This window comes from Micromonospora peucetia (genome assembly GCF_900091625.1).
In the GTDB taxonomy this organism is placed as follows: Bacteria; Actinomycetota; Actinomycetes; order Mycobacteriales; family Micromonosporaceae; genus Micromonospora; species Micromonospora peucetia.
Map to the genome: position 1 here is coordinate 23,660 of NZ_FMIC01000002.1, position 24,477 is coordinate 48,136.

Annotated in this window: 20 protein-coding genes; 14 read left to right on the plus strand and 6 right to left on the minus strand. The window is 68.6% G+C overall.

What is annotated here, in order from left to right; translation table 11 throughout:
• Nucleotides 1-78: 78 nt before the first annotated feature.
• Complete coding sequence (locus GA0070608_RS00615; RefSeq protein ID WP_141719384.1) at nucleotides 79-483, minus strand: hypothetical protein; 405 nt, start codon at nucleotides 481-483, stop codon at nucleotides 79-81.
• A 72-nt stretch (nucleotides 484-555) separates the two neighbouring features.
• Entirely contained in the window at nucleotides 556-771 is a 216-nt protein-coding gene (locus GA0070608_RS00620; protein ID WP_245715648.1) for a hypothetical protein, read from the minus strand.
• A gap of 367 nt (nucleotides 772-1,138) precedes the next feature.
• On the opposite strand from GA0070608_RS00620, the gene rph reads away from it, so the two are divergent.
• The 3 genes from rph (at nucleotide 1,139) to GA0070608_RS00635 (ending at nucleotide 5,619) form a co-directional block, all read left to right on the plus strand.
• Entirely contained in the window at nucleotides 1,139-3,736 is a 2,598-nt protein-coding gene (rph, locus tag GA0070608_RS00625) for a rifamycin-inactivating phosphotransferase (protein ID WP_091619761.1), read from the plus strand.
• An 85-nt stretch (nucleotides 3,737-3,821) separates the two neighbouring features.
• The gene (locus GA0070608_RS00630) at nucleotides 3,822-5,117 is read left to right on the plus strand and encodes an MFS transporter (protein WP_091619765.1); all 1,296 of its coding nucleotides are present in this window, start codon (nucleotides 3,822-3,824) and stop codon (nucleotides 5,115-5,117) included.
• Nucleotides 5,118-5,193: 76 nt separating this feature from the next.
• Entirely contained in the window at nucleotides 5,194-5,619 is a 426-nt protein-coding gene (locus GA0070608_RS00635; protein ID WP_245715649.1) for an immunity 53 family protein, read from the plus strand.
• Between the two features lie 92 nt (nucleotides 5,620-5,711).
• Here GA0070608_RS00635 and GA0070608_RS00640 read toward each other — a convergent pair whose 3' ends face one another.
• Nucleotides 5,712-6,167, minus strand: a complete 456-nt coding sequence (locus GA0070608_RS00640) for an SMI1/KNR4 family protein (protein ID WP_091619769.1) — start codon at nucleotides 6,165-6,167, stop codon at nucleotides 5,712-5,714.
• 183 nt (nucleotides 6,168-6,350) lie between these two features.
• On the opposite strand from GA0070608_RS00640, the gene GA0070608_RS00645 reads away from it, so the two are divergent.
• Nucleotides 6,351-6,911 carry a GNAT family N-acetyltransferase gene (locus GA0070608_RS00645; protein ID WP_411970758.1) on the plus strand — a complete coding sequence of 187 codons (561 nt, stop codon included), beginning with the start codon at nucleotides 6,351-6,353 and terminating at the stop codon, nucleotides 6,909-6,911.
• A 215-nt stretch (nucleotides 6,912-7,126) separates the two neighbouring features.
• On the opposite strand, the gene GA0070608_RS00650 is transcribed toward GA0070608_RS00645, so the two are convergent.
• Nucleotides 7,127-7,729, minus strand: coding sequence for a dihydrofolate reductase family protein (locus GA0070608_RS00650; RefSeq protein WP_091619775.1), 603 nt, complete (start codon nucleotides 7,727-7,729; stop codon nucleotides 7,127-7,129).
• The gene (locus tag GA0070608_RS00655; protein ID WP_091619778.1) at nucleotides 7,726-8,589 is read right to left on the minus strand and encodes a metalloregulator ArsR/SmtB family transcription factor; all 864 of its coding nucleotides are present in this window, start codon (nucleotides 8,587-8,589) and stop codon (nucleotides 7,726-7,728) included. Before GA0070608_RS00655 ends, GA0070608_RS00650 begins: the two co-directional genes overlap by 4 nt.
• 95 nt (nucleotides 8,590-8,684) lie before the next feature.
• Between GA0070608_RS00655 and GA0070608_RS00660 the strand changes: the two genes are divergently transcribed.
• The 3 genes from GA0070608_RS00660 (at nucleotide 8,685) to GA0070608_RS00670 (ending at nucleotide 12,070) form a co-directional block, all read left to right on the plus strand.
• On the plus strand, nucleotides 8,685-9,800 hold the full coding sequence (locus tag GA0070608_RS00660; protein WP_091619781.1) for a MerR family transcriptional regulator: 1,116 nt from the start codon (nucleotides 8,685-8,687) through the stop codon (nucleotides 9,798-9,800).
• Between the two features lie 49 nt (nucleotides 9,801-9,849).
• On the plus strand, nucleotides 9,850-10,680 hold the full coding sequence (locus tag GA0070608_RS00665; RefSeq protein ID WP_091619785.1) for a sugar nucleotide-binding protein: 831 nt from the start codon (nucleotides 9,850-9,852) through the stop codon (nucleotides 10,678-10,680).
• Nucleotides 10,681-10,783: 103 nt separating this feature from the next.
• Complete coding sequence (locus tag GA0070608_RS00670; RefSeq protein WP_091619788.1) at nucleotides 10,784-12,070, plus strand: MFS transporter; 1,287 nt, start codon at nucleotides 10,784-10,786, stop codon at nucleotides 12,068-12,070.
• A gap of 16 nt (nucleotides 12,071-12,086) precedes the next feature.
• Here GA0070608_RS00670 and GA0070608_RS00675 read toward each other — a convergent pair whose 3' ends face one another.
• Nucleotides 12,087-13,046, minus strand: a complete 960-nt coding sequence (locus GA0070608_RS00675) for an ArsR/SmtB family transcription factor (RefSeq protein ID WP_091619793.1) — start codon at nucleotides 13,044-13,046, stop codon at nucleotides 12,087-12,089.
• A 57-nt stretch (nucleotides 13,047-13,103) separates the two neighbouring features.
• On the opposite strand from GA0070608_RS00675, the gene GA0070608_RS00680 reads away from it, so the two are divergent.
• From GA0070608_RS00680 to GA0070608_RS00705, 7 genes are all read left to right on the plus strand, one after another.
• The gene (locus GA0070608_RS00680) at nucleotides 13,104-14,390 is read left to right on the plus strand and encodes an MFS transporter (protein ID WP_091619798.1); all 1,287 of its coding nucleotides are present in this window, start codon (nucleotides 13,104-13,106) and stop codon (nucleotides 14,388-14,390) included.
• Nucleotides 14,391-14,767: 377 nt separating this feature from the next.
• A complete protein-coding gene (locus GA0070608_RS32465; protein WP_176733602.1) occupies nucleotides 14,768-14,914 on the plus strand; it encodes a hypothetical protein in 147 nt (48 codons plus the stop codon).
• A 4-nt stretch (nucleotides 14,915-14,918) separates the two neighbouring features.
• A complete protein-coding gene (locus GA0070608_RS00685; protein WP_141719385.1) occupies nucleotides 14,919-16,244 on the plus strand; it encodes an MFS transporter in 1,326 nt (441 codons plus the stop codon).
• Nucleotides 16,245-16,280: 36 nt separating this feature from the next.
• Nucleotides 16,281-18,020: a non-ribosomal peptide synthetase gene (locus GA0070608_RS00690; RefSeq protein WP_176733603.1), complete on the plus strand. Its 1,740-nt coding sequence runs from the start codon at nucleotides 16,281-16,283 to the stop codon at nucleotides 18,018-18,020.
• Nucleotides 18,021-18,043: 23 nt separating this feature from the next.
• A complete protein-coding gene (locus GA0070608_RS00695; RefSeq protein WP_141719386.1) occupies nucleotides 18,044-22,384 on the plus strand; it encodes a non-ribosomal peptide synthetase in 4,341 nt (1,446 codons plus the stop codon).
• A 223-nt stretch (nucleotides 22,385-22,607) separates the two neighbouring features.
• On the plus strand, nucleotides 22,608-23,672 hold the full coding sequence (locus GA0070608_RS00700; RefSeq protein WP_176733604.1) for an ATP-grasp domain-containing protein: 1,065 nt from the start codon (nucleotides 22,608-22,610) through the stop codon (nucleotides 23,670-23,672).
• Nucleotides 23,673-23,874: 202 nt separating this feature from the next.
• Nucleotides 23,875-24,477 carry a hypothetical protein gene (locus GA0070608_RS00705; RefSeq protein WP_091619815.1) on the plus strand — a complete coding sequence of 201 codons (603 nt, stop codon included), beginning with the start codon at nucleotides 23,875-23,877 and terminating at the stop codon, nucleotides 24,475-24,477.

Here is a 24,477-nt window from a genome sequence, read left to right on the forward strand (position 1 = left end):
GATCATGCTGACCGGGGCCGATGGGTCGCAGGCAACGATGAAGCCTCCACCGCGAGCAGGGTGGAGGCATCATCTGCGTCAGGGTGTTACCGCAGCAGACGGCGTCGCTGCGGGCGTGCCCGACGGCGGAACCGATGGGCTGACCGTGACCGCCGGAGTTGCAGGCGGCCCCAACGGGGGCAACTCCTTCGGCTTACCCGAGACGCACGAGTCCACGAAGAACGCCTCCACCTGGGCGATCCACTCCTCTTGGTCAATGGAAGTTCCCCCAACGCCCGGGGCGTCGTCATTGAGAGCAATGTGTGCGGCCTTGCACCGCTCCGCGTCCGGCTTGCCCTCCGACGATGCGATCAGGCTATGCGTCTCCGCGCCCCGGAACGCAACCGTGCGCAGGTAGTCGCGCCTGTCGTCGTAGTCGAGGGAGCAGCCGGTGAGGGTGAGGGCAACAAGTGTTCCTGCCGCCACGGCACGTCCAAGTTTCATGACCGCAGAGCGTAAACCTAGCAGTGCCAAGGGTCATCAATACGGCAGGCTGGTTACGTGCCGGCTACGGCATCAGCAGATGTTCACGCCACAGCCACGCCAACTCAAGGCACCCGGCCCCGGCGGGTGCGAGACGCCCCGCCCTCGCACGCCGGCTTCGGTGAACGGGTACCGCTCGGCCACCACCTGGCCCTCATCGTTGCGGTCCACAAAGTCGGCGGCCAACTCGTCGAACAGGTCGGTGTCGATGACGAGCACCGTCAGGATCTCCCCAACCAGAGTGAGCAAGTCCAGGGCGACCCCGAGACAGGCGACCCGCAGGCGCCCGTCGGCACGCGCCTAAGCCCGACGCTCATCCACAGGTTTCGAGCATTGCTCGGCAGCGGAATCGTGGAGGGGCGATCGTCTTACCTGGAGCTTCGCCCTCATCGATACCCGGGCTCGCCGCGCACCCTGAGCTGCAATATCAGCTCGGAAAAGAACTCGCTCCCTGCCCCTTCTAACGTATAGCGCACAGGGGGGCTTGCGACAAGACCCGGGTTGTGCCGCAGAATCGGCGGCCGGACCAGCACCGACGAGGAAATCGGGGGTACGACGTGGGTGCGTTGTCGATGGTCATTGCGGTACGGAGCACGGCTGCCGCGGAGGTATCGCAATGACCGAGCGGTACGTGTTGGACCTTCAAGAGGTCGACGAGACGCGGGGCGCGGTTGTTGGCGGCAAGGCCGCGCACCTGGGCGGGCTGTCGCGGATCGAAGGCATCCGCGTGCCGGCCGGGTTTTGCGTGACGACGGACGCCTTCCGGCGGATCATGGCGGAAGCGCCGTCGATCGACGATCGGCTCGATCAGCTGTCACGCCTGAAGCCGGACGACCGGGAGGCGATCCGCACACTCAGCGCGGACATCCGCCGGACCATCGAAGGGATCGCCATCCCCGGCGACCTGACGGCGGCGATCACCCGCGCGCTCGCCCAACTCGGCGAGCAGGCCGCCTACGCCGTCCGATCCAGCGCGACGGCAGAGGACCTGCCGACAGCCTCCTTCGCGGGCCAGCAGGACACATACCTGAACGTCGTGGGGCCGGCGGCGATCCTCCAGCACGTCAGCCGGTGCTGGGCGTCGCTGTTCACCGAACGGGCCGTGACCTACCGCCAGCGCAACGGCATCGACCACCGTGCGGTCCACATGGCCGTGGTCGTACAGCAGATGGTCTTGCCGGATGCCGCCGGCATCCTGTTCACGGCCGACCCCGTCACGGGCAACCGGAAGGTCGCCACCGTGGACGCCAGCTTCGGCCTCGGAGAGGCCCTGGTTTCCGGCCTGGTGAACCCGGACGTCTTCAGGGTGCGCGGCGGCGAGATCGTCGCCAGGACGGTCGCCGCCAAGCAGCGTGCCGTGCACGCCCTGCCGGCCGGCGGCACGCGGGAAGTGGCGATCGACCCGCGGCGGCAGGAGCAGCCGGCGCTGACGGACACTCAGGCCGTGCGGCTCGTGCAGCTCGGGCGGCGGATCGAAGCGCATTTCGGCCGCCCGCAGGACGTCGAATGGTGCCTCGTCGACGATGACTTCCAGATCGTGCAGAGCCGACCGATCACCACGCTGTTTCCCATCCCAACGGCCGGCGACTCGGAGAACCACGTCTATCTCTCCGTCGGTCATCAGCAGATGATGACCGACGCCATGAGGCCACTGGGGCTCTCGGTGTGGCAGCTGACGGCCATGGCGCCGATGCAGGAGGCCGGCGGGAGGCTGTTCGTCGACTCCACCCGGCACCTGGCCTCGCCCGCGAGCCGCGCCGGCTTCCTGGAGATGGTGGGCAGGTCCGATCCGCTGACCAGGGACGCGCTGGAGACCGTCCTGGAGCGCGACGACTTCGTCCCGGCGCTCCCGGACGCCGGTCCCGGCGGGCTGCCGGTCGGCGGCGCGCCCGCCCCGATCGAGACCGATCCGGCCATCGTCACCGAGCTGGTCGAGCGCAGCGAGGCGTCCATCGCCGCCCTGCGGCGCGACATCCGGACGAAGACCGGACCGGCGCTGTTCGACTTCCTGCTGGAGGCCTTCCAGGAGCACAAGAGGGTCCTCGCTGATCCACTGAGCATGCAGGCGATCATGGCGGGGATGGAGGCCACCTGGTGGCTCAACGACCAGCTACGGGAATGGCTGGGCGAGAAGAACGCCGCCGACGCCCTCACGCTGTCCGCTCCCGGCAACGTCACGTCGGAGATGGGGCTGGCGCTGCTCGACGTCGCGGACGTGATCCGCCCGTATCCGCAGGTGGTCGCGTTCCTGCGCGGCGTCGAGGACGACGGTTTCCTGGACGGGCTGCCGAAACTCGCGGGCGGAATCGAAGCGCGCGACGCCATCGAGGCCTACCTCGACCGGTACGGCATGCGCTGCGTCGGCGAGATCGACATCACGAGGCCGCGCTGGAGCGAACGCCCCGCCACCCTCGTGCCCGTGATCCTCGACAACGTCAGGAACTTCGAGGCGGGCGCCGCCAAGCGGCGCTTCGAGCAGGGGCGGCAGAATGCGCAGAAGAAGGCGCAGGAGGTGCTCGTACGCCTGCGGGCGCTGCCGGACGGGGAGCGGAAGGCCGACGAGACCAAGCGGATGATCGACCGGGTCCGCACCTTCGTCGGCTACCGGGAGTACCCGAAGTACGGCATCGTCAGCCGCTACTTCGTCTACAAGCAGGCCCTGCTCGACGAGGCCGAGCGCCTCGTGCGGGCCGGCGTGCTTCCCGAGAAGGAGGACGCCTTCTACCTCACGTTCCAGGAGCTTCACGACGTCGTGCGCTCGAACCAGGCGGATGGCGAGCTGATCCAGCAGCGCAAGGACGCGTTCCGGTCGTACCAGGCGCTCACGCCGCCCCGGGTGCTGACGTCGGATGGCGAGGCCATCACCGGGGCGTACCGACGCGACGACGTGCCGACCGGCGCCCTGATCGGCCTACCGGTCTCCGCCGGGACCGTCGAAGGGCGCGCCCGCGTCATCCTGGACATGGCCCAGGCCGATCTCGAACCGGGTGACATCCTCGTCACGGCCCACACGGACCCGAGCTGGACGCCCCTCTTCGTCGCCGTCGCAGGCCTGGTCACGGAGGTCGGAGGATTGATGACACACGGCGCCGTGATCGCCCGGGAGTACGGCCTGCCGGCTGTCGTCAGCGTGGTGGATGCCACCCGGCTGATTCCCGACGGGCAGCGGATCCGCGTGCACGGAAGCGACGGGTACGTCGAGATCCTGCCGTGACCGACCGCTGCCCTGCCGAGCACCTGTCGCCTGGCGTCCCCGAACCGCTCCACGTTGATGTTGTCCTGTTCCGGATGGTGAACTGATGCTGGCTCCGCTGCGGTATGGCGCGTTTCGATACCTGGCTGCTGGCCGGCTGGTCAACATGCTGGGCAACGGTGTCGCTCCCATCGCGCTGGCCTTCGCCGTGCTCGACATGACCGGCTCGATAGGCGACCTGGGTCTGGTGGTCGGCGCGCGATCGGTGATGACCGTGCTGTTCGTGCTGTTCGGCGGGGTGGTGGCCGACCGGATTCCACGTCGGCTGGTGCTGGTCGGCTCCAATGTGCTGAGTGCGCTGACCCAGGCGGCGGTGGCCGCCCTGGTGCTCACCGGCACGGCGACGATCCCGCTGCTGCTGGCGCTCGGTGCGGCCAACGGCATCGTGAGCGCCCTGTCCCAGCCAGCCTCGGCCGCCGCGACGCCGCAGACTGTGCCGCCGGAGCTGATCCAGCCGGCCAACGCGCTCATCCGGCTCGGCATCAACGCGGGCATGATCGGCGGTGCCGCGTTCGGCGGCCTCCTGGTGGCCGCCGTCGGGCCGGGGTGGGGCCTCGCCATCGACGCGCTCACCTTCGCCATCGCGGCTGTCGCGTTCACCGGAGTCCGGGTCACTGCCTCGCCGGCGAAGCGCACCCGTACGAGCATCGTCGCCGACCTCCGGGAGGGCTGGACGGAGTTCACCGCGCGGAGCTGGGTCTGGGTCGTGGTGCTCGGCTTCATGGTCCTCAACGCGGCCCTCGCTGGCGGCGTGAACGTGCTCGGCCCGGCCGTCGCGGACGAGACGATCGGCCGTAGCGCCTGGGGCATGGTGTTGGCGGCGCAAACCGCCGGCATGGTCGTGGGCGGGTTGATCGCCCTGCGGATCCGGGTACGCCGGCTGCTGCTGCTCGGGGTGGCCTGCATGTTCGCCGAGTCGTTCCTGCTGTTGGGGCTGGCCCTGGCGCCCAACATCGTCGTGCTGTTGTCGGCCGGAGTGGCGGTCGGCATCGCCGTCGAACAGTTCGCGGTGGCCTGGGACACGTCGATCGCGCAGCAGATTCCGGCCGACCGGCTGGCCCGCGTCTACTCCTACGACATGTTGGGGTCATGGGTCGCCATCCCACTCGGCCAGATCGCGGTCGGACCGGTCGCCGCGGCGATCGGCACCCGTGACACGCTGCTGATCCTGGCGACATTGGTGGTGCTCGCCGTCCTCGGCATGCTGGCCAGCCGGGACGTCCGCCGGCTACAGGCGGTAGCCCCCGCCCCCGCTGCCGACGCAATGCAGACCGAGCCAGCCGACGGTGGACCGAGCGACAGCCCTACCACGAAGCCCACCGAACCAGCGGCCCGCGCCTGACCCGGTCCCCGATGCCAACCGCGCCCCCAGTTCAGAGCGCAGCCTCAGCCGCCGCCACGCACTTCGGCTCACTCTTGTGGCGCTGACCGTGCGCCGGTCAGCGTCCGCACATGCCGATGAGCGGATATGCGAGAAGAAGCGCCTCGGGCATCATGATCGGGTGACCGGACAAGATCCGCAGTTCTACTCCCATAAGCCCGACCCGTTGACGTGGCTTCAAGCGTGGTACGCCACACAGTGCGATGGGGACTGGGAGCACGAGTACGGCGTGTCGATCGAGACGCTTGACAACCCGGGCTGGTTCCTGAAGCTGGACTTGCAGGAAACCGCCATGGACGGCTTGACGTTTCCCAAGCGTGAGGTCCACCGAAGCCAGCACGATTGGTTCATCGCTCAGGTGGTCGAAGGCCGGTTCGAGGTCGCCTGTGGGCCACTCAATCTCGGTGAAGCGATCCACCAGTTCCGGCTTTGGGTGGCCGACCAACATCGAGGCGAGTCCTGAACCGATGTTCTGATCGTCGTATCCGCTCATGCCGCAGGTCGCGCGTCGCCCGACGACGGTGTACGGAGAGAAACGCCGCACGCCGGCTCTCGTCAGGCCTTGAGCCCGTAGCTTGCCATGAACTCGAGGAAGTCCTGGGCGACGAACTCGTCATCGCCGGCGTCGTGAAAGTGGAACCAAACCTGCTCGTGGCAGTGGCCGTCGATCACCTGGAAGCCCCAGTGGTCGCCGGTGCCGACCGAGGCGACCGCGACGAAGCTGCGTTCGGGAAACTCCCGGTCGTTGAGGGTACGGAGGTCGTGCCACGACGAGGGCACGGGCCCGATCGGGAACAACTCGACGAAGCCGAACAACTCGCCCCCGCCGTAGCGCATCATGAACGCCTTGTACTTGACCGGCAGAGCTACCGCCATCTTCCGCTCGACGCTCGCAATCTCCTCCGGGGTGGCGGTATGGCCTTCGATAAGCGCGAACCCGTACTCGGCTTGTGCCGCAGCCGACTTCCGACGAAGTGGTTCCGCCAGCGCCTCGAACTCCGCAAGCTCCATGCGCGGATACTACGATCGGCCTTACCAACCGCCGGGTCACTCAACTGCCGCTGATCGAGCGTCACAGGCCGTGACCGGTCCACGATGTGCTTCAGCTTCCGGTACTGCCGATGAGCGCTAAACCGTTTCTCGTTCCCCACGACCGGCTGACAGGATGTCGGGATGGTGTCTAGCCCCTGGCCGATGCGCGTCGGCCTTCTCCTTCTTCGGGAAGCACACGAGAGCGACATTGAGCAGATGCTGTCCTTTCGCAACGATCCCGCAGTCAACCGGTTCATGCTCCGCACGAGTGTCGACCCGGGGACGTTTCGCCAGGAATGGCTGGCTGTGCCAACCAGTGGTACCGATTTCTCCTGCGTTGCCGAGGTCGACGGGACTGTTGTCGCGATGGGCTTCCTCGATGTCGTAGACGGCATGGGCCAGCCTGGGATGCCGAAGCGCACAGAAGGGGTTATCGGATACATCGTCGAGCCGGGCTCCACGGGGAAGGGCGTGGCGAGTGATCTCGCCCGCGGCCTGCTCGCGGCGGCGTTCGACCGCCTGGGGCTTCGGCGTGTCATCGCAAGCTGTAACGCCGACAATCCTGCCTCTGCACGGGTGCTCGAGAAGGCGGGGATGCGGCGTGAGCAACACGGAATCGAGGACTCGTGGCATGCCGAGTTGGGCTGGGTCGACGGCTACCAGTACGCGATCCTCGCGCGCGAATGGCACGCCATACACAGCCCAGAGCGAACCTTGAACTGAAGTCTTCGAGTGGGTCTCGCGATTCTGCCGCGCCGCTGCCGCGCCTCCAACAGTGCGGCGCGACGTCCGGATCTGCCGCCGACAGAGCGCTACCCACCGCGACAGACCTTCGCGGAGGCCCTGCTTTCCAATCGTGCCACCGGCCGGCGTCGGCCGGTGGCGCGAGCTGGCTCCGAGCTGGGGCACCCCATCGCTGAGTGCGCTGGTCGGCCGGTTCAGCGGACTCGGTCGTAGACGAGAGCCAAGGTGCCGTGCTCGCCCGCGGCCTGGCTGACGAGCGCCCACTGCCCCGCGGGCAGGCCGTCGTCGAAGAGGCGCGGTCCGCCACCGAGGAAGACCGGGAAGATCGTCATGGCCAGCCGGTCGACCATGTCGGCGGCCAGCAACGCCTTGATGACGCTCGCGCTGGAGAGCACGAGAATGTCGCCGCCTTCGGTTTCCTTGAGGTCCGAGACCACCTCCGCGGTCGGCTTGTCGACGATTGTCGTCCGCGCCCACGGCGCCTCGCCGAGGGTGGAGGAGAGGACCACCTTGTCGGTGTCGACGAGCCACTTCGCGAAGCCCTCGTCGCGCGGGTCGGCCCCCTCCATGCCGATGACGGTGGGCCAGAAGCTGAGGAATCCCTCGGCGTTGACCCGACCGAGCAGGGCTGTCGTCGCCGACTCCCGGAGGCTGGTCATTTGGTCGCGGGCCACGTCGGTGACGGCGTACGGCATCACCCAGCCCATGTCCTCAGGGGCGTCCGGCGCAGCGTAGTGGCCGTCGAGGGAGAGGCTCATGTTGGTGACCACTCGGCGGCTGGCGCTCCGCTTCGTCATTTCGTGCTCCTTGTGTCGGTGTCGGCGCCGACAGTGTCGACGGTGTGGTGCGCGGCGAGGGTCGCCGCGAGCTTGTCGAGGCTCTGGCCGAAGCCGATCTCGATGCCTGCGATGAAGTCCGCGGAGTCGACGGTGCTGTCGGTGATCCGCCAATGGACATCGAGGTCCGTGCCGGTGTCGGTGGGCCGGAGGCCGAGGTCGACGTGGGCGGTGAAGGCGAGGCCGCCGTCGGGGAGCAGCGGGGAGAGCCGGTAGGCGAGGCGCTCGTTGGGGCGTACGTCGTCGACGACTCCCTCCGCGCTCCCGGCGACCAGGTCGGAGCGGTCTACGTCCTCGGCATCGCGGTACTCCTGGACGATTCGCCCACCCGGTCGCGTCTCGAAGACGAGTTCGGAGACGCGGAGGTCGTCGGGCGTCCACCACCCGGCGAGCAGCGAGGCCTCGGTCAGGTGACGCCAGACCAGCTCAGGGTGCCCTCTCAGCGACCGGAGGAACCTGAACGAGCGGCCGTCGGCCCACCCCGACTCGTCTGCGGCGAGCCGCTCCGTCTGGAGGCTGATCCCGTAGCGGTCGTAGGTCTCGCGGGTGCCACCGGCCTGGTCCGCGGTGTCGGCGAGCCGGCTGAGCACAGCCGCCAGGTCCCGCAGGAGAGCGGGCTGGAGCGCGTAGATGCGGCGCTGGCCGGTGCGCTGGGAGGTGACGACGCCGGCGCGCTCGAGGGTCTGTAGGTGCTTGGTCGTCTGCGGTTGGCGCGCCTTGGCGAGCTGGGCGAGGACGCCGACCGAGCGAGGTCGCTCGGCCAGCAGGTTCACGAGCCGCCAGCGGGCCGGGTCGGCCAGTGCGGTGAGGACTGCGTCCATGGGAGAGGAGCATTCTTCACAGGGAATATTCTTGTCAAGGAATAATCAGAGAAGCTCTTGCTCCTCACGCGGCGTCATGGCACATAGTCGGTGGCGTGGATGAGCACCTGACCGTGGGGCGGGTGGCGGAGTTGGCCGGTGTCAGCGTCCGCACCCTGCATCACTATGACGAGATCGGCCTCCTGGAGCCGTCCACGCGGACCGCGGCTGGGCACCGGGCCTACTCCGTGGGCGATGTGGAGCGACTCCGGGAGGTCCTCGCCTACCGGCGGCTCGGCTTCGGATTGCGGGAGATCGCGGATCTGGTTGACGATCCGGCCACCGACGCGGTCGCGCACCTGTGCCGGCTGCGCGGCCTGCTGATGGACCAGCGCGACCGCGCTGCTGCCATGGTGACCGCCATAGACAGGGAACTGGAGGCACGGGCAATGGGGATCAGGACGACGCCGGAGGAGCAACTGAGAGTGTTCGGCACACAGTTGTACGACGTCATCGGTTCTGCTTACCCGGCGACGCGGCGCACCGAGCCGCGGATAGCCGCACGCATCTGGGATGCGCTGGGAGACGCACGAACGGTGCTGAACGTCGGGGCCGGCACCGGCTCCTACGAACCACCCGACCGCGACGTCACGGCGGTGGAACCGTCGGCGGTCATGCGGGCGCAACGTCCCCCGGGCGCGGCGCAGTGCGTGGCCGCCGCTGCGGAGAGTCTGCCGTTCGAGGACCAGTCCTTCGACGCCGCGATGGCGGTCAGCACCGTCCATCACTGGCCGGACCCGGTCGCCGGGCTGCGGGAGATGCAGCGGGTGGCCCGCCGCGTGGTGGTGTTCACGTACGACGCCGATGACACCGGCTGGCGTGAACGGTTCTGGCTCACCCGTGACTACCTGCCTGAGTTCGCGGACCTTCTCGTCGGCTGGCCCTCACTGGCCGACCTGACCGGCGCGATCGGAGGACGCGCGGAGCCGGTGCTCGTTCCGTGGGACTGCGCCGACGGCTTCTTCGAGGCATACTGGCGCCGGCCCGAGGCATACCTGGACGAACATGTCCGCCGCGCGGTTTCGGTATGGACCAGAGTCGGACCGCAGGCTGAGCAACGGGCAGTCAGCACACTCCGCGAAGACCTCTCCTCGGGCCGGTGGGCCGAGCGCAACCGCGACCTCGTCGCCCTCGACACGGCAGAGCTCGGCCTCCGCCTGCTCGTAGCCTGACCACCGTGCGGCAGCCGGGTGCGACAGGACGTTCTGTCAGGAGATCTACATGCGTCTTCTCGTGTTCGGCGGCACCGGCTTCCTCGGGTTGGAGATCACGCGTCAGGCACAGCTCGCAGGTGACGACGTCGTGGGCACCTTCCACACCCGCGTTCCGGCCAGCACCGGCGTGGACTGGCGCAGGGTCGACATCCGGCGCCGCGACGACGTCACGGCGTTGGCCCGGCAGGCCCGACCCGACGTGGTCGTCAATGCCGCGTACCGGCAGACAGACTGGGCAACCACCGCCGACGGCGGCACGCACGTCGCTCTCGCGGCGGCAGCGGTGGGAGCCCGGCTCGTGCACGTGTCCAGCGATGCGGTCTTTTCCGGTACGACCGCCAGCTACGACGAGACCCGACTGCCGGACCCCACGACACCGTACGGTGCCGCGAAGGCCGCGGCGGAGACTGCGATCAAGGGCATCGACCCGACGGCGATCATCGCCCGGACCTCACTGATCGTCGGTGACGGCGGCTCCCCGCACGAGGAGTACGTACACGCGCTGGCATCCGGTGCCGTGACCGGTGCCCTCTTCACCGACGACGTGCGCTGCCCCGGGCATGTCACCGACCTGGCTGCGGCGCTACTGGAACTGGCCGCGTCCCCGTACACCGGAGTACATCACGTCGCCGGGGTCGACGCCGTCAGCCGCTACGAGCTCGGCGTGCTGATCGCCCGACGGGACGGTCTCGACCACACCGCTCTCCCCACCGGCCTACGGGCCGCCACCAGCCTTCCAGGCCCCATCGACGTACGTCTGGACTGTGTCAGGACTCAGTCGCGGTTGACCACCCGCCTCCGGGGTGCGCGCGAGTTCCTCGTGCCCTCCCCGACCTGACGCGTTCTGCTGGTCTGGCGGTCGCGACGCACGGCAGTCACCTGCGGATATCCGTCGTCAGGAGGGCCGGTGCGAAGCATGGCACCGGATTACCCTCGCCGATATGAGCCATGCCGATCCGGTCCGGCGTCCCCTTTGGCGTGATCGCAACTTCGGCGCCTACTGGGTTGCACAGTCGCTCTCCGCCGCCGGCGACTCGTTCGCCTACATCGCGGTGCCGCTGCTCGTGCTCCACGCGACCGGGTCGGTCGCCCAGATGGGCCTGCTCACGGCTGCGGCCGGTGCCGCGTCCGTCGGTGCGGGGATCTTCGGCGGCATCCTGGTCGACCGGTACGACAGGCGGACCCTGATGATCGCCGCCGACCTGGCCCGGCTGGTGCTCTACAGCCTCATTCCGCTCGCCTGGCTCGGTGGTCCGCAGATCTGGCTGCTCTTCGTCGTGCTGCCGATCTGCGAGGCGGCCGGCATGGTGTTCCAGGTCGCCGCGGTGACCGCCGTGCGCAACCTCGTCGACCGGCCCAGGATCACCGAAGCCAACGGGCGCCTGCAGGCGACGTACGCGGCGGCGGCCGTGGGTGGGCCGCTGCTCGCCGGCGTGGTGTCGGCCCGGTTCGGCCCCACGGCGGCCATCGCCATCAACGCGGCCAGTTTCGCCCTGTCGGCCGCCGGCCTCTGGCTGGTGCGGCTCCGCAGGCCAGACGAGGATGCGGGGGGCGACGGCGCGGTGGGGCGGGAAAGCCGGCTGGCCGAGTTCCTAGCCGGCGCCCGGTTCCTCTGGCATCAGCCCGTGCTCCGCTCGCTGACCGTCCTCCTGTCGGTCTTCATCTTTCTGACGTACGGCTTCACCGACGTGCTCGTCTACCACGTCAAGCACGACCTCGGCGGCTCCGACGGCACTGTCGGCACGGTGCTGGGGTTGGCGGCGCTGGGCACGATCGTCGGAGCCCTGCTGGTGGCGCCGCTGCGCCGCAGGCGTGGCTTCGGCATCACCTGGATCGGCGCGCACACGGTGTGCGGTCTCGCCATCGTGGGCATCGGCCTCGTCGGGGACGTACGTGGTGTCACCGTGCTGACGGCGGTGTACCTGTGCGGCCTCAGCGTGGGCGGAATCTGCTCGATGTCGCTGCGCCAGGAGATCACACCCGATCACCTGCTCGGACGGGTCACGTCAGCCTTCTGGAGCACGCACTACTCGCTCGGGCCGGCCGGCGCCGCCGTGCTGACCTGGGTCGCGAGCCGGTACGGCGTCACCACGGTCACCCTCGTCGCGGGAGCGGGGTGTCTCCTGGTCGGAATCAGCGGGCTGTTCACGCCGATCCGCCGAGCCGGGTCGGAGCCGATGGTCCGCCGGTCGGAGGTTCAGCAGGCCGCGACCAGCCAGGCGTCGTGAACTCGCCGGAGTTCACTCAGGTGCTTGTGGATCCCGCGACGAGTGCGCGTGCCGTGTCGGTCCACCAGTAGAAGACCTCCCGGCCCGACCTGCGCCGGTGCAGCATGCCGGCTTCAAGCAGGACCTGCAGGTGGTGCCCGACGGTACCGAGGGGCATTCCGGTGGCGCCGACCAGGCCACTGGTGCTGACCGGTTCCGCGGTGTGCTGCAGGACGGCGGCGCGCGCGGCACCCAGCAGGCGGACCAGGGATCTCGGCGTCGCATCCTCGGCACCGGTGAATATGCCGGTGACCGGATAGATGATCCCGAACCGGTGGGGCAGCCGCCAGGAGACCCAGCCGCCACGACAGTGCGTGGCGTAGAAGGCCAAGTCCCGGCCACGAAGGTTGTAGCGTTCCTGCGGCAGTTCGTCGATTTGGAGCTCGCCGCCGCCGAGCCACCGCATCCCCGGCCGCATGTCCCGCACGACCCCTTCCCAGCCCTCGCTGGCGAGCCGGTTGATCCGCGACACGACATCGGCGCGGAGCAGTCGCTTCCGGCGGGGCCACTCCGGCGCGATGCTCCGATCCCACAGCCAGCGCACCAGGGCCACCGCGCGTTCGGCCAAGCCCGGGGCCGTCAGCTGGGCGGGCAGCGGCTGGCGAACCCGTTCGAGGTCGGCCCGGATCCGGGTGTCCGAGACCGTGGCGAGTTCCACGAGTTCCTCGTCGATGGTGAGATCCGAGTGTGCCGGCGGAACGGTGAGGAAGTCGGCGATCCAGACCGGTGACACAGCGTGCGCCACCAGGGCCCCGGTCACCGGATCGTCGGCGAGGTATTCGCGGAAGGCCGGAAGGTGGGTGTCTCGCCAGGCCTGGTGCCATGGCAGCGGCCTGGGACGCATGAGGATGCTCAGGGCAGCGACGGACTCCGCGAGCTGTGAGGTGCCGAATCGGGCTCGCGCCAGCACGTCGGCGTCCACCCGAAAGATGGTCATGTTTCCGCCTGAGTCGAAACGCTGGCCCCATGGCGTCCGGTGTCACACGCTGCGGAGATGTCTGCCGATACCGCACTGCCACCTGCGCCGGCCACTTTTCGGCCGAGGAACTTCACCGCGCTCTGGGCCGGAGCCGCAGCGACCAACCTGGCCGACGGGATCTTCAAGCTCACCCTCCCGTTGTTGGCGGTGTCACTGACCAGTTCGCCGGCTCTGGTAGCCGGTGCGTCGTTGGCGAACACCCTGCCATGGCTGGCGCTGGCGCTCCCCGCGGGTGCATTCGCCGACCGGGTGGACCGCCGCAGGCTGATGATGGTCACGACGGCCGTGCGGGTGGTGCTGATCGCTCTGCTGGTGGCCGCCGTCCTGGCCGACGCGCTGCCACTGATCGGCCTGTACCTGGCTGCCCTGCTACTCGGCACCAATGAGGTGTTCGCGGACACCACCCGGATGTCGGTGATCCAGATGGTGGTGCCGCGCCATCGGACGGAATCGGCCTTCGCGAAGCTGACCGGTACCGAGACGGTGGCGAACGAGCTCGCCGGGCCTCCGCTCGGAGGGCTGTTGGCCGGCATCGGTTTCGCCCTGGCGCTGGGTGTCAGCGGTCTCGGTTACGCCCTCACGGTGGTCGCCCTGGCCGTCATGACCGGTCAGTTCCGCTCGTCCCGGTCGACAGGCGCCACCGCCCGGCCATCCGTGCTGAGCGACATCCGCGGCGGCCTGACCTATGTCTGGCACGAGCGCATCCTGCGCCTGCTGCTGCTGAGCGCCGGCGGAGCGAGTGCCTGCTGGGCGGGATGGATGGCGATCATCGTCGTCTTCGCGGTCGCCCCTGGCCGGCTTGGCCTGAGCGAATCCGGTTTCGGCCTGCTGATGGGGGCACTGGGGGTCGGCGGCGTGTTGGGCGCCTTCGCCGCCCCCGTGCTGAGCCGCCGGCTCGGCCGGCGCGTGGTGCTGGTCGGCTCGATGGCGTGTTTCACCGTCTTGATCGGTACACCCGCGGTATCGGACACGCCCGTCGTGATCGCGCTGGCGACCTTCGTCGGGGGCGCCGGCAGCGGCGCGTGGAACGTCGCCTACAGCTCGCTACGCACCTTGGTCGTGCCGGACGAGATGATCGGAAGGTACAGCGGAGTGAGCCGGTTGAGCAGTTGGGGCTCGATGCCGCTGGGGGCTGCCGCGGCCGGGGCGCTGGCCGAGTTCATCAGTGTCCGGGCGGTGTTCTGGGTGGGCGGCACGATGACCGCGGCTCTCGTGATGCTGGTGCTGTGGACCGTGTCCAGTCCCGACTTCCGGGAGATCGAGGCTCGGGCCGAGACGTCGGTTCACCCGGCCACGGCATGACCGCGAGCAGGTCGGGGTGCCTGGACCACGCCGCGGCACTCTGAAGTTCGAGTCCACCCACCCCTCCTTACGTTGAGTGACTTATTGACCGCCCGGTGCAAGTTCCATATGGTGACGCATATGAATTGAGGCACTTCCCGCGGGAAATCCGCAAAATCATCGGGGACGCAGCCGCCTGGTCCGGCAATTTGCGCTAATGCCCGGATCAGTGGTTGATGCACCAATACGAGGGTGAGGGTAACCGTTTTGACCACCGCCCCGGCCGGTCGGCTGCTGCCACGCCTCCGGATAGGCCCGGACGAACAGGCTCCCGCAAAGTCGGACGTCGCCGGACCGGCCCGATAACGGTCTGTGCCGCCACCTCGAAGGGATCCCTCGTGGCGCTCCGCACCCCGGACACACCCATCGCATACACCGCCGTCCACGATCTCGCCTTGCCGGACGGCAGCGTTTACACGTTCGTCCACGGTGCGGCCATCGCGAGCGAACAGAACGGCGCCAGAGCACTGTCGGACCGAAGCTGAACCGGTGGCGTCACGCATGTCTGGTCTTTTTCGCCCTCCCGTTGCAATATCGCCGCAAGTGGGGAGGATGGCCGCGGCGAACCTGTTCGCCAGCCTTGGATTCGGGATGTACACCGCGGGAAGTGCGGTCTATTTCACCCGCCATGTCGGAATCCCGGCGTCCCAGGTCGGTGCGGGCCTCACCGCCGCCGGCTTGTTGTGGCTGCCGCTGTCGTTGTACATCGGACGGTTCTGCGATCGGATCGGCGCTCGCACCGCGGTCGTCTGGACGGGCGCTGCTCAGGCTGTCCTGCTGCTGGCCGCCACCACCGTCCACGGTCTGGCGGGCTTCCTGATCGTGGTGACGCTGCTCGGCGTCGTCGTGCAGGGCGGATGGATCTGTCGCGAGGCGCTGGTCGCCGACGTGGTCACGGGCGACGCCCTGGTCGGGATATCCGCCTACCTTCGAAGCCTCTTCAACGTCGGAGTCATCGCGGGCGCGCTCCTCAGCGGCCTCGCCCTGAGTTGGGACAGGACCCCCGGCTACCAGGCGCTGATCATCGGCAGCGCGCTGGCCGAGGCGACGGCCGCGGTCATCTGTCTGCGGTTGCCGAAATACCGGCAGGAACATTTCGGAGTCTCGGAGGTGCCGCTCAGCGACGCGGTACGAGACGTGCCATACCTGGCACTCTCCGTCCTGCTCGGAATCCTGGCGGTGGGAGACACCATTCTGTACGTCGGCATTCCGCTGTGGGTGCTGTCTCAGCCTGCTCTCCCCCCGGGGCTGGGTGCCTGGTTGTACGGCCTCAACGCCGTCCTGGTGATCGGACTACAGGTTCGGCTGAGCCGGGCCGCTGACACCTACCGCGGGGTTCGGCGGCTCCTGATGCTGGCCAGCATCGCGACGGCCGTGTCATGTCTGGCAGTGGGGGCCAGCCAGGGGCGTTCCGTCCTGGCCGGCGTGCTCTGGCTGGTGGTCGCGGTCGTCCTGCTGTCGCTCGGTGAGGTGTGGAGTGCCGCCGCCGGTTGGAAGATCCGCTACGACATGGCTCCGCCGCAGGCCCAGGGCACCTGGGGCGGCCTGTTCGCCCTGGGCAGCTCCGTCAACCTTGTGCTCGGTCCGGTCCTGGTAACCGTGCTGACAGCGCGTTACAGCGCGATGGGCTGGGTGCTGCTGTCACTCGCCTTCGTCGCGATGACCACTGCCGTCGTGCCGGCGATGTCCTGGGCACTGCGAACCCGCGCCCCACGGACGGGTTCGTGGCCGGAGACCACCACGGGCGGCACGGCCGAAGACCCGGCACCGTACCCGGCCGCACCCCGGAGCCCGATCCCCGATCAGAGAGGATGAACGACGTTGGCGCACGAAGGTTCACCGACGCTCGACGTGGCAGACGCGATACTCCGCCGTGCTCAGGATGACCCGGATCGGCCAGCCGTTGCCGACGGCCACGGGACCTGGACCTACCGGGAGGTCAGCCGACACGCGCGCGCCATCGGAGCCGGTCTACGTGACACCGGCGTCAGGACCGGGGACATCGTCGTGGTCCAGGGACACAGCAGCCCTCGGACCATCGCCACGTTGCTCGGGGTCCTGCTCGCCGAGGCGACGTACCTCGTGGTGGACGGTGAACTGCCAGCCGGCCGGCTCGCCCACGTGTTCGGCGAGGCATCGCCGCAGGTGGTGATCGCCGACGATCCCGGCATGTTCTCGTCCACCGGCGCCAGGATCGTGACCCACGACGAGGCCGGGCAGTGGCACCCGGCCGGCACGGACAACGTCTTCGCCACCGTGCCGCGACACCTGCCCGGCTACGTGGTCTACACCTCCGGCACCACGGGCCTACCCAAGGGCGTGGTGATCAGCAGAGGTTCGCTCGCCTGGCACTCCTCGGCCGTACGGTCGCTGTTCGGCCTGTCCGCGAGTGACCGGGTCCTGCAGGCCGCTTCCTTCGCGTTCGACGTGGCGGCGGAGGAGATCTGGCCGACCCTGTGCGCGGGCGCCTGTGTCGACATCCTGCACGGCGGGTTGAGGGCGATGAGCTACGCGGAGCTGACGAGGACCGTCCGCGATCGAGGCATCACCGTGGTCAATCTGCCTGCCTCATACTTCAGTGGCTGGGCGGAGTACCTCCACCAGACCGGGCAGCTGCTCCCTTCCCTGCGACTTGCGGTGACCGGCAGCGAGGAGTTGCCCGCGGACACCGCCAGGAACTGGTGCTCGACCGGTACGCGCCCGCGGCTCATCAACGCGTACGGGGTCTCCGAGGCCACGATCACCTCCGTGGCCTTCGAGGTGCGGCCGGAGGCGATCGTCGACGATCGGGTGCCCATCGGAACGCCGTTGCCCGGTGTGCGTGCGGTGATCGTGGACGACCAGGGGGAACCGGTCGCGCCGGGCTCCGACGGGCAACTGCTCCTCAGTGGGCCGGGAATTGCCATCGGCTGTCTCGGCACCGATCCGGCACCCGCTGAGCGGTTTCCGCCGACCGCGACCGGCGACGCCGAGCACGGCTACCTGACCGGGGACCGCGTACGCGAGGAGAACGGCCTGCTGTACTTCCTCGGCAGGACAGACGATCAGATCAAGGTCAACGGGGTACGCATCGATCCCGGCGAGATCGCCGCGGTGCTGGCCGGTGGGAGCGGAATCACCGACGCCAGGGTGATGAAGATCGGTGACCGGATCGTGGCGTGTGTACGCGCCCACGACGACATCGACCCGGAATCTGTCCTGCTCCAGTCGGGCGCCGTGCTGCCGTCGGTGATGGTCCCCGATGAACTGGTGGTCCTCGCCGAGTTCCCCCTCACCGCAGGGGGGAAGGTCGACATGGGCTCGCTGCGGGCGACAGTCGAAGCGAGGCTGGCCGCGGGGAGCACCGCCGAGGCGCAGGAGGACCTCAGCGAGATCCTGCGACGGCTCTGGCGGGAGGCGCTGGGGACGTCCGACATCGACGCGCACACGGACTTCTTCGCGCTGGGTGGCGACTCGCTGGGAGCGGCCCGGCTGTCCGGCGCCCTACGCCGGGAGACAGGCCTGGGCTGTCACACGAGGAGCGTCTTCGCCCATCCGCGCTTCGACGACTATCTCCACTACCTCCGGCTTCTTCGGGCCGGGCGGGTCTGACCGTGTGCGCCGAGGAGGCGAACGTGCCGCCGATCAATCACCCGATGTCGTTCGAGCAGGAGTCGATCTGGCTCAACGATCAGTTCCGTGAGGGCCGCTCGCTCTACCTGGAATCGTGGGCCTACCGGTTGCGGGGTCGGCTCGACATCGCCGCCCTCGAAGCCGCGGTCTCCGAGATCGTCCGGCGCCATGAGGGGCTGCGGAGCCGGCTTCACCTGGTCGGGGATCGCCCGGTCCAGACCGTGTCGCCGGCTCGGCCGGTGCGACTGATCAGACGCCCGGTGCCCGTTACACGGCTGCCGGAGGCCGTCCGGGAGGCGTTGTCCGAACCGCTCAGCCTTGATCTCCCGCCGCTGCTGCGGGCCCATCTGTTCGAGTTGGGCGAGAACGACGCCGTGTTCATGGTGACCATCCACCACGCGGCCCTGGACGGTACGAGTATCCGGGTGTTCGACCGCGAGTGCGGCGCGCTGTACCGCGATGCGGTCGAGGGCGTCGCGTTCACGCTGCCCGGCCTGTCTCAGCAGATCGGCGGCTACTCCGCCCGGCAGAGGCGGGCGGAGCGGTTGGTGGGACCCGCCAACCTGGCGTACTGGAAGGCCGCCATGGAGGGCGCACCGCGAGAATCCGTGCTGCCCGTCGACCGTCCCAGGCCGCACATGCCGAGTCATCAGGGCGCAGAGATCCGGTTCCGGGTGCCGGACGACGTCGCCCGAGGTGTCCGGCGACTGGCACAGGAACAGCGGACGACGCCGTACCTGGTCATGCTGACCGCCCTGACCGTTCTCCTGCACCGCCTGAGCGGACAGCACGACCTCGTCCTCGGCACTCCGGTCTCGATGCGGGACGCTCCCGCGTTGGACTCCCTCATCGCCTGCTTGGCCGAGGTTCTCCCGTTGCGCCTGCGAGTCACCCCGGCAACGACCTTTGCGACGATGCTCTCCTCGTCCCAGGAGGTCGTCCTGGACGCTGTCGACCATCGTGAGATCCGATTCGGTCAGCTGATCAGCCAGCTGGGCGTCGAGCGCGCCCTCGGCCGTTTCCCGCTCTTCCAGGTCGTCTTCACCGCGGAACACACGGAACCCGCCGGCCTGTCGCTACCCGGAATCGTGGCGGAGCCGTTCCCTGTGCACAGCGGCACGGCGAAGTACGACATCTTCATGAACGTCGTTCCGGATGGGGAGGGCTTCCGCGGTTCGCTGGAGTACGCGACCGATCTGTTCGACCGGGAGAGCGCCGAACGTCTGGTCGAGCGCTACCACACCGTGATCGCGGATGCTGTTTCCCACCCGGGCCGCCTGGTCGGTGACCTGGCTGTCCTGCCACAGCCGGAACGTGAGTTCATCCGCCGGACCTGGACGCACCGCGGCCTGCCCGAAGCAACGCAACCGCTGCTGCACGAGGCGTTCACCGCATCGGCCCGGCAGCATCCGGACCTGCCCGCGGTCGTTCTGGGAACGGCGAGCCGGTCGTACGCCGAAATCGAAGCGGCCTCCGACGCGCTCGCCGCGCTGCTCGTCCGGTCGGGCCATGCCGGTCGGGCTGTGGCGATCTGCCTGCAACGGTCCTTCGACCTCCCCGTCGCGGTGCTCGCCGTGCTCAAGGCCGCAGGTGTCTGCGTGCCGATCGATCCGGCGTATCCCGGCGAACGGAAGGCCTTCATGCTGCGCGACAGCGGAGCGACGGTGGTACTCACCGACCACGCCCGGGCCGGTCGGATCCCGCTGCCGGACGGCGTCGCGGAGATTCTCGTGGACGATGTTCCGCTTCCTCGCCCGACTGCGGGCGAGGTCGGATCACCGTATCCGGTCTGCGCCGAAAGCCTTGCCTACGTGCTCTACACGTCCGGTTCCACGGGGCGGCCCAAAGGTGTGGCCATGCCGCACGGCTCCCTGGCCAACCTGGTCGACTGGCAGCGTCGCCGGTCGGGCTGCGGCCCGGGCGCCCGCACCCTCCAGTTCGCGCCGCTGAGCTTCGACGTGGCATTCCAGGAACTCTTCTCCACCTGGGCGTCCGCCGGCACCGTCGTCCTGGTGGAGGAAGAGGCCCGCACGAACCCGGAACACCTGTACGACGCACTGATCGAGCAGGGTGTCGAACGGATCTTCCTGCCCTTCGTGGCCCTACAGCAACTGGCCGCGTACGGCAGCACCGCACGGCGTGCCTGTCCGTCGCTGAAAGAAGTGATCACCGCCGGGGAACAGCTCTTCATCACCCCGGCGATCAGGGAGTTCTTCACGGACCTCACCGATGCGTACCTGGAGAACCAGTACGGCCCCTCGGAAACCCACGTCGTCACCGCGGAACGTCTCATCGGGCATCCGGCCAGCTGGCCCCGGCGGCCCCCGATCGGCCGCCCGATCGACGGGGTCCGAACGTACGTCATGGATGATCGGCTGCGTCCGGTGCCGATCGGATCGACGGGGGAACTCTGCATCGGGGGCCGGGCGCCCGCCCGCGGCTACCTCGGTCGGCCGGACCTTACCGCGGAGAAGTTCCGGGTCGACCCGCACGCGTCTGGATCCGGCCGCCTCTACCGCAGCGGCGATCTGGCGCGGCTCCTGCCGGACGGCCGTATCGAGTTCATCGGCCGGGCGGACGACCAGGTCAAGATTCGCGGCCACCGCGTCGAGACGGGCGAGGTCGAGTCGGCCGTCAGAGCCGTCGCCGGGGTGGTGGACGCGATCGTCGCCGCCGCCGCCGACGAGCCCGGCGACGGCGGGCGGCTGATCGCCGGATATCTCACCACGGCGACCGGCGGTGTGACGCCGGACAACCTGCGTGCGACGCTGCGAGACCGCCTTCCCACATACATGGTGCCGGCCGTCTGCGTTCCGCTCACGTCGTTCCCGCTGACACCGAGCGGCAAGGTCGACCGAGCGGCCTTCGTCGGTACAGCACTCGCCGCGACATCGTCCGGTGCCGGGTCCGAGGGCCCTCGGACCACCACTGAGAAACGCATCATCGTCGAGTACGCCCGGGTGCTGGACCTCGTAGAAGTCGGCGTCGAGGACGACTTCTTCCAACTGGGCGGCGATTCGCTGCGGGCCGTGAAACTCGCGCTCGCTCTCCGCGCCGAACTCGGTGTCAATCTGCCGATGAACGCCGTGTTCACCGCGCCGTCCGTCGCCGCTCTTGCCGTCCTCGCCGACAGTCTCGACGAGCAGCAGGAGGACATCGTTCCGACTGCGGACATCGCGCTTCCCACGGAGATCGCTCCCACGCCACCGGTGGTACCGGTCGCCTCGGACCCGCGGGAGATTCTCCTCACCGGCGCCACCGGCTTCCTGGGCGCGTTCCTCCTGCGTGAACTGATCCGATCCACGACAGCCAGGGTGCACTGTCTCGTCCGCGGGGACGACATGACCGGGGCGGCGCGCAGGCTACGGGCGGTGCTTGAGGGGTACGGCATCTGGGAACCGGCGATGGGAGCTCGCATCGAGGTGCTGCACGGAGACCTGGCAAGGCCCGGGCTCGGTCTGTCCCCGGAGATCCTCGACGGGCTGGCGCGGACGGTTGACGTGATCTACCACTCCGGCGCCGCGGTCAACCTGGCCCAGTCATACGCCCAGTCCCGGGCCGCCAACGTCATGGGCACGACCGAGATACTGCGGCTCGCCGCAGCCAGGCGTACGGTCCCGGTCCACCACATCTCCACGACGGGCGTGTTCGCCGGTCCACTGGTCACGGGCCGCCGGATCACCGCGGACGAACCGCTCACCCCACTCGACGGACTCATCCACGGTTACACCCGAAGTAAATGGGTGGCCGAAAAGGTGATCGATGCCGCTCGCGGTCGCGGGCTTCCGGTATCGGTGTACCGGCCGACCCGTATCTCGGGGCATTCCAGGACGGGGGCCTGTCAGAGCGCGGACTATCTGTGGCTGCTACTCAAGGGCTGCATCCAGGCACGGCTCGCGCCGCGACTCAGGGACGTGGCCTTCGATCTCGTGCCGGTGGACTACGTGAGCCAGGCCATCGTCGCCTTGTCCACCAGCACCGCAGCCGCTGGCCGTAACGTCACCCTCGCCAGTGACCAGCTGCTGCCATTCGGCACGGCGCTGGAACACCTGCGGGCCATGGGATACCCGATCGCGACCGGGTCCGATCAGGAGTGGATGAAGGCCATTGCGACGATGCCGGACAATGCCGCGTTTCCGCTGCTCGGAGTCATGTCCGGCGACGGCCAGGACAGTGATCAGGAAGGCAGCACGCGTTTCGACGCCACAGAGACCGGCCGGCTTCTCGGCAGTACCGACATCGCCTGCCCGGAAATCGACGAAAGACTCTTCGGCACCTACGTTCGCTACTTCCTCGACTCCGGATTCCTTCCGCACCCGCAGAGAGAGACCACGAAGCGTTGAGCACACACCTTTCGCCGCCACGCATCCTGATGCTCGGTGGCACCACGACCAGCACTCGCAAGGCGGCCGAATGCGGCCTGTCCGTCGTCAACGTCGAGAAGGCCGGTCTCTTCGAACCCGACGCCCGGGGTACTGCGCGCAAACCCACCTGATCGACTATCAGGACATCCCGCTGGTGACGGCTCTGGCCAGGACACTCCATGAGCTTGCCCCGTTCGCGCGGGTGATCAGCCACACCGAGGCCGGGCCGCTGGTCGCCGGCCACCTCACCACCGTCCTGGGGCTCCCTGGCAACGGCACCCGGGTGACCCGGCTGCTGCACGACAAACTCTCCCTTCGCGCGGCACTCAACGCGGCCGGAATCGGCCCGGTCAAGGCCGAACCGGGCACGTCCCGCGAAGCCCTCATGGACTTCGTCGCCCGCAACGGCGCTGCGGTGGTGAAGCCGACCATGGGATCGGGCAGCCTCGGCGTACGGAAGATCCGTTCTGTTGCCGAAGCGGCCGAGAGTTGGGAATGGCTGACCTCATTCGGACTACGACAGTTCATGGTCGAGGAACTGCTGGACGGCACCGAGATCAGCGTCGAGACGTTCTCCGACGCCGGCCGGCACACCGTGCTGGCCGTCACCGGCAAGGACATCGGCGACGGTGTCGTGGAGCTGGGGCATGTCGTCCCGGCGGCGTTGAGCGAACACCAGACCGCGGAGGTCGTAGCGTTCACGCAGGACGTGCTGAATGCCATCGGGCTCGTCGAGGGTGCCAGCCACACGGAGATCATCCTCACCCCGAGCGGCCCCCGGGTGGTGGAGTCCCACAACCGGTGCGGCGGCGACCACATCGTCGACCTCGTCGAGATGGTGCGCGGCGTCGACCTCGAACGGCTCACGTACCAGTTGGCTCTTCCCGCCGGGGTCGCCCCGTTCACCGCCACGGACGAGGGCGCTGCCGCCATTCGCTATCTCACCCCGCCCGCCGGACGCATCGAGTCAGTGATTGGAATCGACCAGGCACGCGATGCCGAGGGAGTGGTGAAGGCCGAGGTCACGGTCGAACCCGGGCAGACCGTCCGGCCCCTGCTCTGGTCGGAGGATCGGTGCGGCCTGGTCATCGCCCGTGCCGAGCACAGCGCCGAAGCCGTAGAGCGCGCCCGACGCGCTGCGGACCTGATCCGGATCCACACCACGCCGGCCGCGCCGCCGCCGGCGACGACCATGGGCGATCTCCTGTCCAAGGCCGACGAGGTCCTGGATCCCTTCATCACCGAGGCGGCCACATCGACACGCTGACCCCGGGGATCACCCACCATTTAGGACAGCCGCGAGCAAGCGCCATGTCGATCTATGTGACACTCTGCGAGTGACGTTGCCTCCACCGCCGAGCATGCCCGACCAACCGGGCGCGACTCCACCAAACCCCGGGGCGGCACCACCGCAGCCGCCAGTACCACCGCCGACCCCACCGAAACGCAACACGCCCCTCATCATCGGTGTGGTCGCCGCAGTGCTGGCACTGTGCCTGGTCGGGGTCTGCGGGGCCGCAGTGGGCGGGGTGGCCATCTTCCAGGCCAGGAGCGGCCCGCAGGACCAGTCCGCGGTCAGGCCCTCGCCTGCGCCGATAGAGACGACCGGGGCACTTCCGCAGGTTGAGCCGGCGGACCCGCCGACCCGGATTACCCCCACAACCCCGGCGGCCCCACCACCGCCGCCAGCGAAGATCGGGCAGTGCATCGTAGTCAGCGAGATGGGCAGCTTTCAGGGCATCGGCAACTGCAACGGCACCCGTGGCACCTATCGGGTGGTCTCCCTGGATGCCTCCCAGGGCGAATGCGCTGACCCTGATTCCGCGTACATCACCGAAGCCGGCTATCGACTGTGCCTGGAGCGTCACCTGGTGCGCTTCTACTGTTACAAGTTCCCGAAGGACGATGGCTGGATCGTCGGCGCATCGAAATGCAAGGCGAAGGGCACTGTCCACATCATTGACATAGTTCCCGGCGCCACCAACGGAAACAGGTGCACGCAGGACCGCAAATGGAATCGTTGGTACCGGTTCACGAACCCGACTGTCGTCTACTGCGTGATGAGGTACTGA